Annotated in this window: 12 protein-coding genes and 1 tRNA gene; 12 read left to right on the forward strand and 1 reads right to left on the reverse strand. The window is 42.7% G+C overall.

All coding sequences use genetic code 11. From position 1 onward, the window contains the following. The first annotated feature begins 113 nt into the window (after positions 1-113). The 4 genes from FE810_RS06945 (at position 114) to fbaA (ending at position 3,374) form a co-directional block, all read left to right on the forward strand. Positions 114-198, forward strand: a tRNA-Tyr gene (locus FE810_RS06945). Positions 199-705: 507 nt separating this feature from the next. Next, positions 706-1,452, forward strand: a complete 747-nt coding sequence (locus FE810_RS06950) for an SDR family NAD(P)-dependent oxidoreductase (RefSeq protein ID WP_138319325.1) — start codon at positions 706-708, stop codon at positions 1,450-1,452. A 200-nt stretch (positions 1,453-1,652) separates the two neighbouring features. Next, positions 1,653-2,270, forward strand: coding sequence for a bifunctional 4-hydroxy-2-oxoglutarate aldolase/2-dehydro-3-deoxy-phosphogluconate aldolase (gene eda, locus FE810_RS06955; protein ID WP_138319505.1), 618 nt, complete (start codon positions 1,653-1,655; stop codon positions 2,268-2,270). A 24-nt stretch (positions 2,271-2,294) separates the two neighbouring features. Continuing rightward, positions 2,295-3,374: a class II fructose-bisphosphate aldolase gene (fbaA, locus tag FE810_RS06960; protein WP_138319326.1), complete on the forward strand. Its 1,080-nt coding sequence runs from the start codon at positions 2,295-2,297 to the stop codon at positions 3,372-3,374. A gap of 35 nt (positions 3,375-3,409) precedes the next feature. Here the strand turns inward: fbaA and FE810_RS06965 are convergent, their stop codons facing one another. Beyond that, a complete protein-coding gene (locus FE810_RS06965; protein ID WP_138319327.1) occupies positions 3,410-4,144 on the reverse strand; it encodes a FadR/GntR family transcriptional regulator in 735 nt (244 codons plus the stop codon). A 291-nt stretch (positions 4,145-4,435) separates the two neighbouring features. Here FE810_RS06965 and FE810_RS06970 point away from each other — a divergent pair, with 291 nt between their 5' ends. The 8 genes from FE810_RS06970 to FE810_RS07005 all read left to right on the forward strand — a co-directional run bounded on the left by FE810_RS06970 (position 4,436) and on the right by FE810_RS07005 (position 16,374). Next, entirely contained in the window at positions 4,436-7,576 is a 3,141-nt protein-coding gene (locus FE810_RS06970) for a TonB-dependent receptor (RefSeq protein WP_171022284.1), read from the forward strand. Between the two features lie 96 nt (positions 7,577-7,672). Further along, positions 7,673-9,949: a chondroitinase-B domain-containing protein gene (locus FE810_RS06975; protein ID WP_138319329.1), complete on the forward strand. Its 2,277-nt coding sequence runs from the start codon at positions 7,673-7,675 to the stop codon at positions 9,947-9,949. Positions 9,950-10,039: 90 nt separating this feature from the next. Then, positions 10,040-12,247: an alginate lyase family protein gene (locus FE810_RS06980; protein ID WP_246036959.1), complete on the forward strand. Its 2,208-nt coding sequence runs from the start codon at positions 10,040-10,042 to the stop codon at positions 12,245-12,247. Between the two features lie 103 nt (positions 12,248-12,350). Beyond that, on the forward strand, positions 12,351-13,295 hold the full coding sequence (locus FE810_RS06985) for a sugar kinase (RefSeq protein ID WP_138319330.1): 945 nt from the start codon (positions 12,351-12,353) through the stop codon (positions 13,293-13,295). Positions 13,296-13,742: 447 nt separating this feature from the next. Continuing rightward, complete coding sequence (locus FE810_RS06990) at positions 13,743-14,243, forward strand: L,D-transpeptidase family protein (protein WP_138319331.1); 501 nt, start codon at positions 13,743-13,745, stop codon at positions 14,241-14,243. Positions 14,244-14,945: 702 nt separating this feature from the next. Beyond that, positions 14,946-15,527 (forward strand): Der GTPase-activating protein YihI, encoded by a 582-nt coding sequence (gene yihI, locus FE810_RS06995; RefSeq protein ID WP_138319332.1) that lies wholly within the window; start codon positions 14,946-14,948, stop codon positions 15,525-15,527. Between the two features lie 12 nt (positions 15,528-15,539). Next, entirely contained in the window at positions 15,540-16,046 is a 507-nt protein-coding gene (locus FE810_RS07000; protein ID WP_138319333.1) for a DUF2489 domain-containing protein, read from the forward strand. 16 nt (positions 16,047-16,062) lie between these two features. Beyond that, positions 16,063-16,374, forward strand: a complete 312-nt coding sequence (locus FE810_RS07005) for a TraR/DksA family transcriptional regulator (RefSeq protein ID WP_138319334.1) — start codon at positions 16,063-16,065, stop codon at positions 16,372-16,374. Positions 16,375-16,453: the final 79 nt, after the last annotated feature.

Here is a 16,453-nt window from a genome sequence, read left to right on the forward strand (position 1 = left end):
TCAGAAGTGAAACGCAATTGCGCCGATGGTAGTGTGGGAGTTCCCATGTGAGAGTAGGTCATCGCTAGGCTTTCAATTTAGAGAATCCCGCTTTACAGCGGGTTTTTCGTCTTGGAGGGGTTCCCGAGTGGCCAAAGGGATCAGACTGTAAATCTGACGGCTCCGCCTTCGGTGGTTCGAATCCACCTCCCTCCACCATTATTACCAAAAGCCTGCTTATTGCAGGCTTTTTTGTATGTGACAGGGAGTGGAAGAGAACCTGGTTCGACAAAATCGTCAGGAACTATTTTGAACGCTCTAGCGTCCCTTTAGGGTAAAATATAGGGATTTATTTTATCATCCACCTCCCTCCACCATCATTACCAAAAGCCTGCTTATCGCAGGCTTTTTTGTATCTATAAAATTATCCGTGCTCTATTTAACGGTGCTTGCCCGTAACCGTGGGTTAGATATTCCCAGGTTGCATCCCTTTTATCCTCCAGTTTCATCGAAAAATTTTATAAATTCGCTATATTTCCTCTCAGACTAAAATAAATTGTAAGCATGGCTCAATGAAATTCGGAATAGATCTATTGGTAATCTTATTTGGTTGACCAAAATCGGGTTTTGGTTTGTTGGTTGTTTGACAATGCGTGAGTGATTCGATAGTTTGATTAACAGTTCGCTATCTAAAAACTAAATTAAATTAGAAAGTTGGAGGTATATATGACCATGATTAATAAAGTCGCTATTGTTGCTGGGGGAGGTCGGGATATTGGCCGAGCTTGTGCTATCGAGTTAGCTAAAAAAGGCGCAAATATTGTTCTGACATATCACTCAAGCGCGGAATCTGCATTGAGTGCGGTCAGTGAAATAGAATCTCTCGGTGTTAAAGCGCTAGCATTACAAGCGGATTTAACGAATCAGGTTGAAGTGACATCTGTAGTGAGTACAACAATAGAGGAAATGGGCAGTATTGATTATTTAGTCCATGTTTCAGGTGGATTAATTGATCGTGTCAAGGTCTCAGATATGTCGCTAAGTCATTGGCATAAGGTGATGGATGTAAATCTAACGTCTCTATTTATGATGTGTAATGCCGTGATCCCCCATATGTCTGCAGGTAGCTCGATTGTTACTTTTGCATCACAGGCAGGTCGTGATGGTGGTGGACCGGGAGCCGCAGCGTATGCTGCCTCTAAAGGAGCGGTCATGACCTTTACTCGCGGGTTGGCAAAAGAGCTAGGTCCGGATATTCGAGTGAATAGCGTCTGCCCAGGTATGATTGCAACAGGTTTTCACGACACGTTTACAGCCGACCAGGTTCGAAAGAATGTCGCTGCTATGACTTGTATGAAGCGAGAGGGGAGTTCAGAAGAGGTGGCTAAGCTAGTTGCGTTTTTAGCAAGTGATGAAGCTTCCTATATGACGGGTAATAATGTTGACATCAACGGCGGGCTGTTATTTTCTTAGGTTGATGTTTAAAGACAATAAAAACCACTTTTTCGGTGGTTTTTATTCTTATCGCAATTTGGTATTACCACAATTAAACTAATTGGTTTACAAAATTGTCAATTTTGGTAATATTTACCCCGCTCGTTGAATGGATATTAACTTTTAATGTCTTTCAAAAATATAATCTAATTTGCAGGACAAACTACAAGGGGCTAATGATGCCAACTTTTTCTTCTATGATGGGTAATCAAACGATTTTACCTATCGTCCAGGCTAATACACCTCAAGAGGGTGTAGAAATCGCCAGAGCTATGCAAGCAGCTAACCTAACAGCAGTCGAGGTTGTGTTAAGAACAGAACAGGCTTTAGCGACTATCACTGCAATTAAACAACAATTGCCTGATCTTAAAGTTGGGGCTGGTACTGTGTTGGATCAATCAATGATTGATGCAGTGATCAAAGCTGGTGCTGATTTTATTGTGACTCCTGCGAGTACTCCTGCGTTATTAAAGGCACTATCTGACTGCAGTATTCCTGCATTGCCAGGCGTGGCGTCAGCGTCTGAGGTTCTGATGGCTCGCGAGTTTGGGTTTAAAGAGCTTAAGTTCTTCCCGGCAGAGCAAAAAGGCGGGGCGCCTTTTATTAAATCAATTTCATCTGTATTTGCTGGCACTAAGTTTTGCCCTACGGGCGGTATTCATGCGGGAAATAAGGCTGATTATCTAAATCTGCCGAATGTTTTTGCTGTTGGTGGAACCTGGATGGCAAATGCTGAATGGATTAAAGCCGGTGAGTGGCAAAAAATAACCGATGCATGCATTGAAGCAAATGGCTAAGCATAATTTTCAATGAGAAAAATCATGACTGATTTAAAGCAACTGGTTAAACCTGGTGTCGTGTTTGGCGAACAGGTTACTCAGTTATTAGACCATGCAAGACTTAATGGCTACGCCATACCTGCGATTAACGTGACTGGTACTCAGTCAGTTAACGCGGCACTGGAAGCTGCGCATAAGGTAAATTCCCCGGTAATTATCCAATTGTCACATGGCGGAGCAGGATTCTTTATTGGTAAAGGCGCACCGTTAGACAAAATGGAGTTGTCTATCCAAGGGGCGTTAGCGGCAGCGGTTTATGTTAACCAAGTCGCAGAGCATTACCAGGTACCTGTCATTTTACATACAGATCACGCAAACCTTGCGTTGCTGCCCTGGATTGACGGTTTGTTGGATGCTTCACAGAAGCACTTTCAGGCAACCGGAAAGCCACTTTACAGTTCCCATATGATTGACTTGTCTGCGGAAACTTTACAGGAAAATATCGATATTTGCTGCACCTACATGAAAACCATGGCAGCGATGGATATGACTTTGGAGATCGAGTTAGGCTGTACAGGTGGTGAAGAAGATGGTATCGATAATTCACATCTAGATAATAGTATGCTCTACACCCAGCCAGAAGACGTTGCGTTTGCTTGGCAACAACTTTCGGCTATCAGCTCTCGATTTACGATTGCGGCATCGTTTGGCAATGTACATGGCGTTTATAAGCCTGGTAATGTGCAACTGACGCCCGAGATCCTGAAATTGTCACAAGAATACGTATCGGCTAACTTTTCATTACCAGAAAAACCTGTGAATTTCGTATTTCACGGCGGCTCAGGTTCTGAGTTGGCAGATATTCATGAAGCTATCGAGTATGGCGCGGTTAAAATGAATATTGATACCGATACTCAGTGGGCCATGTGGGATGGGGTTAATCGCTATCAGCAACAACATAAGGGGTATTTACAAAGTCAAATTGGCAACCCTGATGGTAGTGATAAACCAAACAAAAAGTTTTACGATCCAAGGGTTTGGTTGAGAGAAGGTGAAACTTCAATGGTCGCCCGATTGGAACAGGCTTTTGCTGATTTAAAATGTATTAATCGTTACATCTGATATAGCGATATGGAGTTAATCTGAAAGCTTTCAGATTAACTCTTTACTAAGTGGTTTAGTGAATATAAATCACGTGTTTGGCTTGTCTTACGTCGCACTTCCTCTAACGCTTTTGCTTCACTTGCTTCAAATAACGAATTAATCAAACGATTAAAGTGCGCATGCATTGCCGAACGAGCTCCTTGAGAATCACGATTTTTCAGGGCTTGGTAGATACTTGTATGCTCTCGCAAACGCTCAGCATCACTTTGACTACAAACCCCTTTATATGCGGCTTGAATATCCTTGTTTGACTCTCGTTGGGCCCAAAGTCCCGCAATCGTAAGCTGCAAAGCATTATTTCGGGTTGCACTGGAAATGATATTATGGAACTCTTTATCCGCTTGTTCTGGATTGTTGCCTGAGTCCATTTGCAATAATGTCTGTTGCAATCGCTCAAGCTCTTCATCGGTGATAATTGATGCGGCAAGTGCTGCAGCTTCGCCTTCGACTAGAGCGCGAGCTTGAGTCAGCTCAAATGCGCTGATACTTGGCCCATCTTTTTGATCTTTGCCGCTTTCCAGTACGTATACACCGGAGCTGGTTTTCACTTCAACGCGACCGCGTACTTCCAAAGCAATAATGGCTTCGCGGATGGTAGGGCGACTTACGCTAAATGTCTCGGCGAGCACACGTTCTGGTGGCAGACGACTACCGACAGGATAGGCTCCAGCATCAATTTGTTCTTCGATTTGATCCACGATTTGCCAAAACAATCGACGGTTTTTCATGTCGCATTTCCTATATAACACAAAGTTAAACTGTTCGTGATGAGGACGGACCTCATGCACTTAAAAGTCTTGATGAAAAAAGACCAAAATTCATTCTATCGCAATCATAAACAAGCTGTCAAATTGGTAAGTTTTACTAAAATTATTGTCTTACAATTGGTAATAACAAGCTCTCACATTTGGTCATCTAATGTTTGACAATAGTTACCCATATTGGTTACATTAAATTGTCTGTACATGAATTATTTTTATGCATTGCACAAAATAATAAAACCAACTGAGAAAACAATAATGTTCACAACAATAAAGCTCAACAAGATTGCGCTGGCACTCCTTAATAGTAAAAAGGCCAAACGTACATCTTCGCTGGTCTGCGCATCAGCATTCATGGGGTTACTATCTGCACCCGCGTTAGCGGAAGAAGAAGCTGCTCAAGCCCAAGTGGCACAGCAAGACGTAGAAGTTATTGAAGTCACCGGTACTAACCGCCGGACAATGACCAAGTCCCTTGATATTAAGAAAACGGCTACTGTCATCGGTGATGGTATCTCTGCGGCAGACTTTGGTGAATTACCAGGTCTTTCTCTGTCAGACGTTATCGAAAATGTTTCGGGTGCTTCTGGTCACCGTTTAAAAGGTAGTCAAAACGAAATTTCTATTCGTGGCCTGGGTTCTTACTGGGGTTACGCAACATTTAACGGCCGTACCATTACCAATGCCGGTCCTGGTCGCGCGGTTAACTTTAAAAAATTCCCGTCAGAACTTGTCGATGGTGTATTCATTTACAAATCACAATCTGCTGACCTTGTCGAAGGTGGTACTTCCGGTACGATTGAAGTTTCTTCACTTCGCGCGGTAGATTACGGTAAAAATGAATCAAGAGTTGAAGTCACAGGTATCTACAACGATTACTACAGTGATGTCGATGGTGAAGACGCAAACCCTTGGGGTGCAAAAATCACCGCATCTACGGTTCAAAATTTCGAAACTGACAGCATGGGTGATTTCGGTTTCACCTTAGGTTTAGTTCATTCTGATGACTCAAACCCGGAAGAAAACTTTGGTGGTAACTCACAGATGGGTATCTGTGCAACTCGCCTGGCTGACGGTACGCCTTTGTCGGACAACGGTTCCGATTGTACCTCTGGTGAGCAAGCTGTGAGTGCTGGTCGTGTAGGTCGTAACCCTACACCGATTGATGATTGGGCAAACTTGCCTGAAGGTGAAAGCGCTTCGAACTACCGCCTAATTTCCGATTATGACCCTTCATCTATCTTTTACGTTCCAAACGACGCATTTTGGCGTACCGGTGAAGATGAAGATACCAGAACCAGTATCGTAGGTACCATGCAGTGGATCCCTAATGATCTATTAAATATCAACCTCGATTATGAATATTCTCGCCTGGAATACACTGAACAGCGCATGGAATTAGGTCTGGATACACGCCGTCGTGCATTGTCCGATCATATCATTGCCGATGACCACACCTTGCTTTACGCCAAAGGTGAGGCGCGTCCACATTTATATGGTGAAAGTCGTAACCAGGTTGATGATTATGACGGGTTTGGTCTGAATTTTGAATTTACGCCAAATGACGATTTAACTATCTCGTCTGATCTATCGTATTCTCGCTCATATCGTTATCGTGTTCGTCACCGTTCAAAATTCCGTTCTGAAGAGCGTTATCAGTACGAATTAGACTTCCGTGGCAATAACGTACCTTCACTAACATGGTTAGATGATGACCGTAATGGTCCAAGTGATGCAGGTTTCAATGCTGCAGAAGCGTTTGATGCCACAGATATCAACTCTTTTGTTCACGATGGCGTTGCTTATGCCGAGTATCGTCGTGGCCACGACGAGCGTGAAGATGATATCTGGGCGCTAAGACTTGATGGTGAGTATGTTCTGGATAACGAATTCTTTAGCTCAATTAAAGCGGGTGTTCGTTACTCAATGGAACACTTGCTCGATTATCAGACTAACGATGTATCCACTACCTTCGCCGGTAATGAAAGAACGACCGCTACAGATACCGCAGATTTTGATTGGGATGATAATAACGAAGCAGCACATATAGCGCTTACCCAAGGTATTGTCGATAACTGTCAAAACGGCCATTATAATGGCAACTTATTTAACGAAGAGGGCGGCGGTTCCGGTCAATTCGTTACGTATAATGCCAAGTGTTTTATTGGTCAAATGCAAGGTCAAATTGCCGGTAACAACGGAAACACAGATTTCTATGATATTGGTGAGCGCATGGATGGCCGTAACGGTTCAGACCGTGACGTTGAAGAAGATATCTTCGCGGCTTATGTGATGGCAAATATCGACACTGAAATTGGTGGCTTGCCAATTACTGGTAACATCGGTTTACGTGCGGTAAAAACCAAAACCCATTCTCGTGGTTGGGGTGATAAGGTTTATATCACTTCAAATGAAGACGGTACTTACAGTGCTGTAATCAACCCTAATGACGAAATTGAACGTGTAACGCTGGATTCCAGCTACACCAAGTACTTACCTAGCTTAAACCTACGTTTTGATTTAGGTAATGAAGTCTATCTTCGTACTGCCGCATATCGTGCAATGTCTCGTTTCCAAATGAATGCAATGTCAGCTGGTGTAACTTACGAGCGATGTGAAGATGTGAATGATGATTCCGATTGTGATGAAAATACCAATACAGATTACACACAGGTTGTACAAAGTGGTCGTGCTGAAGGTAATCACATGAATCCGTATATGTCGACTAACTTCGACTTATCTTTGGAATACTATCCAAGTGAAGATTCAGCATTAACACTTGCTGCATATTACAAAGCATTCAATGGCGGATATGAAAACGTTCAGGATGTTCGTGACATTACAGTTAATCTAGATGGCGTTGATAGTATTTATCCAAACGTTTCGCACAGTGCGGTTGATACGGCAGATGATGAATCAACCATCACCGGTATTGAATTTACGGCGAATCAACATTTTTCAATGTTGCCTTACCCGTTTAATGGATTAGGTGCTAGCCTTGCATATAACTATGCAGATTCTGACTTTGTCACTGAAGAAATTGCAAGCCCAGGTATTGTACCTGATGCCAACTTGTTTGGTTTTTCAAGTGACGTAGCGTCTGCATCTGTCTACTGGGAGCAAGGTCCGTTTTCTGCTCGAGTACTTTACAAGTATCGTTCTAAGTACTTCCAGCCGAATAACTTACCGTTTCCAACGCGTACACACCGCTACGTACAAGATCAAGATTACTTAGATTTTTCAGCTAGGTATAAGATCACCAGCAACGTATCGGTATCGCTTAAAGCATTGAACTTGCTTGACGAGCCACAAGTAATGACGCGTGGTAATGATACTACCATCGCCGATTACTCGCGCTCTGGTGCTAAGTTCTACTTAGGCGTTAAAGCTAAATTCTAATGTAACTCCCAAACATTAGGATTAATCGAAGCTCTCTTTTACTGCACATATTAGAGAGCTTCACCTTTTTTAGACAACTAAAAATTGAGTAACAGCATGAGTCGTATTGTAAAACTGGTCAAAACGTTTCTTCCTCTTATCGCTTTAAGTTTGCCGCTAATGAGCAATGCGGTTGCTGCCAAGCAGTTTAAAGTTTCTTCACAGGAACAATATTCGAAAACCCTTAAAAAAGTTCAGCCTGGCGACACGATTGTTCTGGCCGACAAAGTCTGGAAAGATTTTGAAATCGTTTTTAAGGCCAAAGGCACCAAAGCCAAACCAATCACATTAACCGCAGAAACCTCTGGAAAAACGATTTTGTCGGGCAATTCTAATTTGCGACTTGCTGGTGAACATTTGATCGTTAAAGGTTTGGTATTTAAAGATGGCTACTCGCCAACTGGAGAGGTGATTTCATTTCGTCGTAACAAAGATGATTTGGCTTACCACACACGTGTTACCGAAGTGGTTATCGATCACTACAGTAATCCCGATAAATTTGAATCTGATAAATGGGTAGTTATGTACGGTAAACATAACCGTTTCGACCACTCCCACTTAGTCGGAAAAAGCAATTCTGGTGTGACTATGGCGGTTCGCTTAAATAGTGAACAGAGCCAGGAAAATCATCATAAAATTGATCATAACTATTTTGGCCCGCGTCCAATTTTAGGTTCTAACGGCGGCGAAACATTACGTATCGGAACCAGTCATTATTCTTTGTCCGATTCTTTTACGATTGTTGAGAATAACTACTTTGACCGTTGTAATGGTGAAGTGGAAATTATCTCTAACAAGTCCGGAAAAAATGAATTTCGAGGAAACGTATTCTTTGAATCGCGTGGCACCCTGACGTTACGCCACGGTAGCGGTAATTTAGTTGAAGAGAACATTTTCTTTGGTAACGGTGTTGACCATACCGGTGGTATTCGGGTCATCAATGGCGATCAAACGATCCGCAATAACTACCTACAAGGTTTGACAGGTTATCGCTTTGGTAGCGGTTTTACGGTGATGAACGGTGTGGTTAACTCGCCAATTAATCGGTATCACCAAGTTGAAAATGCCAAGATTGAAAACAATACCTTAATTAATGTCGATCATATTCATTTGGCGGCAGGTAGTGATAAAGAGCGTCAAGCTGTGCCGGTTGACTCTGTATTTGCCAACAACCTGATTGTGAACGATACCGACCAGGATAATTTCAGTATCTTTGATGATGTCTCTGGTATTGAATTTGATAATAATGTTCGCTCGAACGTCACTGAACCAAAATTAACCGAAGGGTTTAGCGACCAGAATATCACCCTTGAGAAAGCAGATAACGGCTTGTTATATGCGAAAGACGCGTCAGAAAAAGTGGGTGTTAGCCCAGCGCTTAAGGTGTTAGATAAAGAGCAAACCGGTGTTTCCTGGTATGCAAAACCTGGTCGTGAAGAAGACTTTGACCAGGGTAAAGTTCATCAAGTGAAAAACGCGGATGGATTATATAAAGCATTGGAACAAGCGCAATCTTCCGATGTTATTGCGCTTACGAAAGGCGAGTACATATTAGATAAAATCATTCCTTTAACGAAAACGTTAACGTTTAAGTCTCTCGACAGTGACAACGTTGCAACGTTGAAAATTTCCCGTTCAACCACCTTTGATATCAAAGATGGCGGTAACTTAAAGCTTAAAGATGTTATTCTTGATGGTCAGTATGCTCCGGATAGTGCAGGTAACGCCGTTATCCGTACTTCTAAAATCCCGATGTTGGATAACTATCGTTTTATCGCCGATAACATTCAGGTATCAGGTCTGGATATTAACCATTCTTTTCATTTCTTTGACGTTGGCAATCGTTCATTTGCCAATGAAATTGTCATTACCAATAGTTCATTTAGCAAAATCACCGGTGACATTCTGCGCCTTGACAAAGAAATGGATGATCTGGGTATCTATAATGGTGAGTACATAACGCTGACTGACAACGTATTTGAGTCGATTCAAGGCGCTGTCGCGAAGGTTTACCGTGGTGGTACCGATGAAAGTACGTTTGGCCCGCACTTCACCTTTAAAAATAATCAGGTCATTTCGACCGGTAAAGGTAAGCGTAACAAGTATAAGGCATCTTTATACCTCCACGGTGTACAGGTGAGTAATATCGAAATGAACGAGTTTAGCAACAGTGCTGGTCTTGTCATTGAACATACCGTTGGTGAACCGCAAACATTGGTTAAGTCGAATGATTTTATAGCGACACCTAAAGTTGATGTGAAAGAGCTTAATTTTCCAGGTGAAATCACCGCGACTTTGACCGACAACCACTATCAAGCCGCAGCTAAGAAATAAGGGATAAAGAAAGTGTTATATTCCAGCTTCCTCACGACTATCCAGAATAGGTTAAGTCGTACAAATAAATCGTTTAAGGCGTCTCGCGCTGTGCGTGGGCTGTTAATTCTTGCGAGTCTAGCCGTTGTGCCGTCTACCTTTGCTTTTGCAGAGAGTTTTAATCAAGGCGCACACCCAAGATTGGTGGTAAACGCCAGTGATATTCCGGCAATGCAAAAAGCGGTTAAGCAAGACGGCAGTTTTCAGCAAGCTTACCAGGCATTGAAAATTCAAGTTGATGCGCAATTAGAACGCGCGGTTAATATCCCTGTCCCGAAAGATGCTGGTGGTGGGTTTACCCATGAGCAACACAAGCGCAATTATCGTGCGATGCATGATGCGGGTATCTTGTTTCAACTGAGCGGGCAGGACAAGTACGCAGAGCGTGCTATCGAATTAATGCTTGGCTATGCCGAAATGTACAAAGATTTGCCATTGCACCCGAAGCAAAAAGAGCAGGCACCAGGGCGCTTATTTTGGCAGAGCCTGAATGAAGCCGTATTTTTGGTTTACAGCATTCAAGGTTATGACTTTGTCCATGATTTTGCGACGAAAGAACAGCGCGAGACTATCGAACAAGGACTATTTCGTCCAATGGCGAGCTTTTTATCGTCTGAATCGCCGCAAACATTCGATAAAATTCATAACCATGGTACCTGGGCAACTGCTGCCGTTGGTATGACGGGATTAGTACTTGATGAATCCGAGTGGGTTGAGCAAGCACTTTATGGTTTAGATAAATCCGGTACAGGCGGTTTCATGCGTCAACTGGATGAATTGTTTTCACCGCAAGGTTATTACACCGAAGGCCCTTACTATCAGCGCTATGCATTGATGCCATTTGTGTTCTTTGCCAAAGCCGTGGAAGTAAACCAACCAGAACGTAAAATCTTTGAGTATCGCGATAACATTTTGTTAAAAGCAATCGATACCACGATTCAATTGAGCTATAACCGTCTGTTTTTCCCGATTAATGATGCAATTAAAGACAAAGGTATTGATACGGTTGAATTGGTTTATGGTGTAACGATTGCTTATGGCTTAACCAACAATCCGCAACTATTAGATGTTGCGGAGCAGCAGCAACAGGTATTACTGACCGGTGATGGATTGAAAGTGGCACAGGCAATAGATGCCGGTGAAGCCCAGCCCTATCATTTTGCCAGCAAGGAGTTTGGTGATGGTCAGGATGGTAAGCAAGGAGCTCTAGTTGTGATGCGCGCGAATCAGGACAGCCAAACCAATCCTGAAAAGCACCAGGCGCTGGTCTTTAAAGCGACCTCGCAGGGAATGGGGCATGGTCACTTTGATAAACTAAACTGGATTTTTTATGACAATGGCCATGAAGTCGTCAGCGATTATGGTGCGGCACGTTTTCTTAATGTAGAAGCCAAATATGGCGGTCACTATCTACGTGAAAATAATACCTACGCGAAGCAAACCATTGCTCACAATACGTTAGTTGTCGATCAACGTAGCCACTTTAAAGGTAACACTAAACGTGGTAACAAATATGCGCCGACGGTGACGCTATTTGCCAGCGATGATGATGTTTCTTTGTCTTCAGCTTTCATCGATACTGCGTATAAAGGCGTAGAAATGCGTCGAACTCAGGCGTTGGTTAAGGTTGCTAATCGCGAACTGCCAATCGTAATCGATGTGTTTAATGTGAACAGTGATAAGTATCATCAATACGACTTGCCGTTACATTTCAATGGCCATCTGATGGACACATCGGCGACGTTAAAAACGAATAACACCTCGTTAGCGCCATTAGGTAAGAAAGACGGCTATCAGCACCTTTGGTTAACGTCAGAAGCGAGCCTGGAACAGCCCCTAAGCAAGGTAACCTGGTTAAATGATGATCGTTTTTATACCATGACTACCAAAGCGACAGAAGATATGACGTTGTTGTTCACCCGCACCGGTGCCAATGATCCTGACTTTAATCTTCGCGAAGATAAAGCTTTCATTTACCGCTTAGAGAAAGCGAAAAACGTGGACTTTGTCAGCCTGCTTGAATTACACGGTGAATACAATCCAAGTAAAGAATATACATTGGACGCCCATTCTCAGTTAGAGTCTCTGGATTATTCCGTTGAAGATGACGTTCATGTTGTTCGCTTTAAATTAGCCGGCTCGGATGCTATGTTGTTGGCATTCGTACCAGAAGGTAAATCGGACCAGCAGGTTAAGTTCTCTTTCAATGGTCAGAGCTATAAGTTCAAAGGTCAGTATCTTCTTACTACGGAACAGTAACTTTACAAGCTAAACAAAGTTAAGTTATCCCATTGGCTTTATCCGCTCATTCGGGTCGATAAAGCCAATTTTCAATTTAAATCTTAAAGGAAAATCAGGCCAAATGAACAAGATCGTATTAATGGGCGAATGTATGATTGAATTGCTACAGGACAAGCAATCAGGTCAAATTGCGGGTCAGTCATTTGCCGGCGATGTCTATAATTCTGCTGTTTATTTAAAGCGATTGTTTCCCGCCGTTGATACCAAGCTATTAACTGCCATCGGCGGCGACAGCATGAGCGATGCAATGTTATCTAGGTTTGCCAGTGAAGATCTGAATAATCAATTGGTGTTTCGTGACCCGGAACGATTACCAGGGATTTATCTGGTACAAACCGATGACGAAGGCGAACGCTCATTCCTGTATTGGCGTGAAAGCGCTGCTGCACGTCAGGTTATGCAGTTTGTTGATGCCCCTGAAACTTTGCAGTTAGATGCTGGCGATGTGTTTTTCTTTACCGGGATTTCACTGGCTATAATCGAAAAATCTCATCGTGAAAAGTTTTGGACAGTCGTTAGTCAATTAAAGCAACAGGGCGTTAAAATTGCGTTCGATTTGAATTATCGGGCCCGCCTTTGGAGTACTCTTGAAGATGCTCAGCAACAGTTTGCGAATGCGTATCAACTTGCGGATATTTTGATCCCTGGTGTTGATGATTTTGAACAAATGTACCCATCGTTATGCAATGGCAATATCGATTCAGCAGAAGCGATTGTTGCGTTTTTCCAGGATTATGAATTTTTGGAACTAATCATTAAAAACGGTGAAAAGAATATCATTGTTATGACGCAAGATGAGCGTGCTGAAATTGATGTGCAACGAGTGACCAATGTTGTTGATACAACGTCTGCGGGGGATTCGTTTAATGGTGCGTATTTAGGCGCTCGCATTGCAGGAAAATCAATGCAAGATGCGACTCGCCTCGCTGCAAAAGTTGCAGGTGAAGTGATCCAGCACCCAGGTGCGATTGTTCCCAAAGATGCATTTAGTAAGCTAGACGTCTAATCATTTAAGCGTGCAGGGGGTGCTCATATCACCCCCTTAGCAACGAGTTTTTCGCAAACCCTCAAGAACTCCGCAAACCCTCAATAACATCCGCAAATAACCAGCATCGCAATATCTTTGTGGTGAGTTAATCCGTTTCACTATTTCAGTTTTGATACTTTAAGTCATCTAGTGAATAACCTACTGCTCCTAGCGACTATCATTCACCATGCTACCGTCAAAGTTCCTTTTTAGTGGTTTGTGTTGTTCAATTTAGGTCACACAAATTCTTTGGTAATTGCTCTGCAATTCCGACCAATAAATTCAATGAAAGGCAAAGAGAAAGCGGCAAAGTCTTAAACATTTACTAATCTTATAATTCTTGGCTTTTTCTTTTTAGCTACCTCTGTTAAACATCGGATTCTTGCAGTTTAGAACCCCTGAACAATACACTGCGAGGCCATCACGATGCGTTTCTTGATCCTGTTGTTGTTTTTCTCTTTCGCCAGCATTGCCAATGTAGATTTAGTGAATGTAGATTTGGTAAAAGTAGATTTGGTAAAAGTAGATAAGTCCAAGAACCTTATGTACTTAATCAAACAAGGGGAAGTCGTTCGTCAATACCATATTGCGCTGGGCGAAAACCCTAAAGGGCATAAACAGCGTCAAGGGGATGAGCGCACGCCCGAAGGACGCTATATTCTCGATTACAAAAAAGAAGATTCCTCTTTTTACCGGGCTATGCACATTAGTTACCCTAACGAAGTCGATTTAGCCAATGCTAAGCAAAATGGTGTTTCCGCTGGCGGGCTAATTATGATTCACGGTCAAAAAAATGGTCGAGAAAAACTCGCACCGATTACGCAACAATATAATTGGACCGACGGCTGTATCGCGTTAACCAATGAAGAAATGGACGAGTTCATGGCGTTGGTTAATGTCGGTACACCGATTGAAATCGAGTGGTAATGCTCCCTGTGAATGACCGTAAACATTCTTGCTTTGTAAAATTGTGATTATCATTTATGCAAGCCGTTTTGTCGTATGTACTGCTTGAGCCGGAGAATGTAACCGGAGAATCTGTCTGTTTTTTCTCCTCCTGTGTGAGACATTGACCATTGTTGCAGGGGGTTAAAACCTAACTTTTATCAGTTTAAAATTGAAAAATGCATTAAATACAGCACTTTAGTGCTGTTGAGGTTGTTTTCTGTATGACAAACGCCAATTTTTGGATTGTAACCAAGTGTAACGCGAGTAAACTTAATAACAGCTACAAGGAGTAGCCAAATTAGAAATCAAATAATGGAATTTCAGTAAGGATGCTGGATGGACATTCTGGTAAGGATTACCCTTTTAAGCACGGATTGCTTACTTGCTTAGGAATAGCAATTTTACCTCTTTTGAGGTTATGGATAGCCTATAAGGTGTCAGGACGACCGAAAAGAAAAAATAATGTACGGATACGAACGAATATATGGATAGTTTATAAGGATATATTCTGGCTGGATTGCCAACAAGAAAAAGAGCTTGTTAAGAGCTTTGGAAAAGCGATAGTTAACCCTATCGCTTTTTTTTCGCCTGTCGATTAATGACAACTAATTGAGTGAATTCTGGGGTTTTACGGCACTATGCAGTAAAATAACTCTATTACCCATTATTTACAGACTTCTAATGTCACGTTCAAAAAAATCTCGTAAAGAAGGCGCCTTGATGAAGGCGATTTTACCAAAGCGTACTCCGAAAGAAGAAAAGGAAAAGCGCATCCGTAAAAAAAGCGGCAATAAGCCGGGTTCTCGCCAGGTAACAGAAGCAAAACAATCGAATCAAGCCAATCAATCTGCTCAGCGCGATCCTCGATTAGGGAGCAAAAAGCCGATAGCTTTAGGTGTTGAGCAGGTAACTCATAGTAAGCCTGCACCTAAGCCTGAGAACAGGCCGGAATCGATAGCTCCTGTCCGTGTTGTCGACAATAGTGCCGCGCTGGAGCAAGAACTTCTGGCGCTCGAAAATAATGAAGCCTTGCAAACGCTGGCGGCTCGTGATGAAGCCGGTGAAGCGTTAACTGAAGAGCAACAGTCGCAGTTACAGGCGGGGTTAGCGCGTTATCAGGAGTTAGTGTCTGAACTTGGATTAGAACAAGAGCAAGACGAAGATGTGCAGACCCAAGAGAGCTCGCAAGTTAGCGAAGAGGCGCTTTGGGATAAGCTCGATGATTATGACTTTAGCGAATATCAAGAAGACAAAGAAAAATAGGGTAGTAATTCTGTGTCAAATTCAATGATAGCGGTGCTCATTGGCGCCGCAGTTGTGATCTTTTTACTGGCGGCTTATGCCAGTTATCTGCTGTTTCAGTTGCGACATCAACAGCAGTCGCAGCGCAGCATTGCCCTTAAGCAACAGCAAAAGCGTGCAGAAAAAGATCTCAAGGTAGTTTCCAGTGTCTTGATTATTTGTAAAGCCATACAAGAAAAACAATGCGATTTATCAGAAGGTTGCTGGCGCCTTTCGGTTCTATTGGAGTCTATGGAAGAGTCCCTTGAATCACCAACTCAAAGATTCCCTGCTATATTTAATTTATATAACAAGATTTCGCATATGCCGATTCTTGAGGAAAGAAAAAAGCTTTCCAAAAAAGAAAAGTTGGCGCTGGATCTGGAGCGTATGGGTTATGAAGAGAGTTTGGAATCGGACATTTATGCCGATATTGAGCGCCTGATACCTGACGCATCGAATCGTCAACAAGCATTGCGAGATCTGACACAAAGCAAATAATAAAGGGGCTACGTCTATGTCAGAAGTTCTTAAAGTGGAGTTTACCAAGCGAATTGTAGAATTACAGTCAAGGGTAACCTCAATTCATGATGATTTTGCCGAAGGCAGAAATGCGGATTGGTCGGAACAGGCTGGCGAGCGAGAAAACGATGAAGTTCTGAATGCGCTTGAATTCGAAGCAAAGATTGAAATACAGCAGCTTTCGAATGCCATCACTCGCATTGAAAATGGTTCCTACGGTATTTGCCAGGACTGTGGTGAAGATATTGCGCGGGAGCGCTTGAAGGTACAACCCGCGGCCACTAAGTGCATTCAATGCGCTGACTAAAGTTATTTTTGATACTGCTTTTGTCTTAGATCAACGTTTCAATATCCATTGTCCATTAGACTGGCGTTTTTACGCCAGG

It is taken from the genome of Thalassotalea litorea (assembly GCF_005843925.1).
Taxonomy (GTDB): domain Bacteria; phylum Pseudomonadota; class Gammaproteobacteria; order Enterobacterales; family Alteromonadaceae; genus Thalassotalea_A; species Thalassotalea_A litorea_A.

Excerpts from the sequence above, each read along its gene's own strand:
- FE810_RS06950 (WP_138319325.1), top strand. The coding sequence starts at position 706 with ATGACCATGATTAATAAAGTCGCTATTGTTGCTGGGGGAGGTCGGGAT.
- eda (WP_138319505.1), top strand. The coding sequence starts at position 1,653 with ATGCCAACTTTTTCTTCTATGATGGGTAATCAAACGATTTTACCTATC.
- fbaA (WP_138319326.1), top strand. The coding sequence starts at position 2,295 with ATGACTGATTTAAAGCAACTGGTTAAACCTGGTGTCGTGTTTGGCGAA.
- FE810_RS06965 (WP_138319327.1), bottom strand. The coding sequence starts at position 4,144 with ATGAAAAACCGTCGATTGTTTTGGCAAATCGTGGATCAAATCGAAGAA.
- FE810_RS06970 (WP_171022284.1), top strand. The coding sequence starts at position 4,436 with ATGTTCACAACAATAAAGCTCAACAAGATTGCGCTGGCACTCCTTAAT.
- FE810_RS06975 (WP_138319329.1), top strand. The coding sequence starts at position 7,673 with ATGAGTCGTATTGTAAAACTGGTCAAAACGTTTCTTCCTCTTATCGCT.
- FE810_RS06985 (WP_138319330.1), top strand. The coding sequence starts at position 12,351 with ATGAACAAGATCGTATTAATGGGCGAATGTATGATTGAATTGCTACAG.
- FE810_RS06990 (WP_138319331.1), top strand. The coding sequence starts at position 13,743 with ATGCGTTTCTTGATCCTGTTGTTGTTTTTCTCTTTCGCCAGCATTGCC.
- yihI (WP_138319332.1), top strand. The coding sequence starts at position 14,946 with ATGTCACGTTCAAAAAAATCTCGTAAAGAAGGCGCCTTGATGAAGGCG.
- FE810_RS07005 (WP_138319334.1), top strand. The coding sequence starts at position 16,063 with ATGTCAGAAGTTCTTAAAGTGGAGTTTACCAAGCGAATTGTAGAATTA.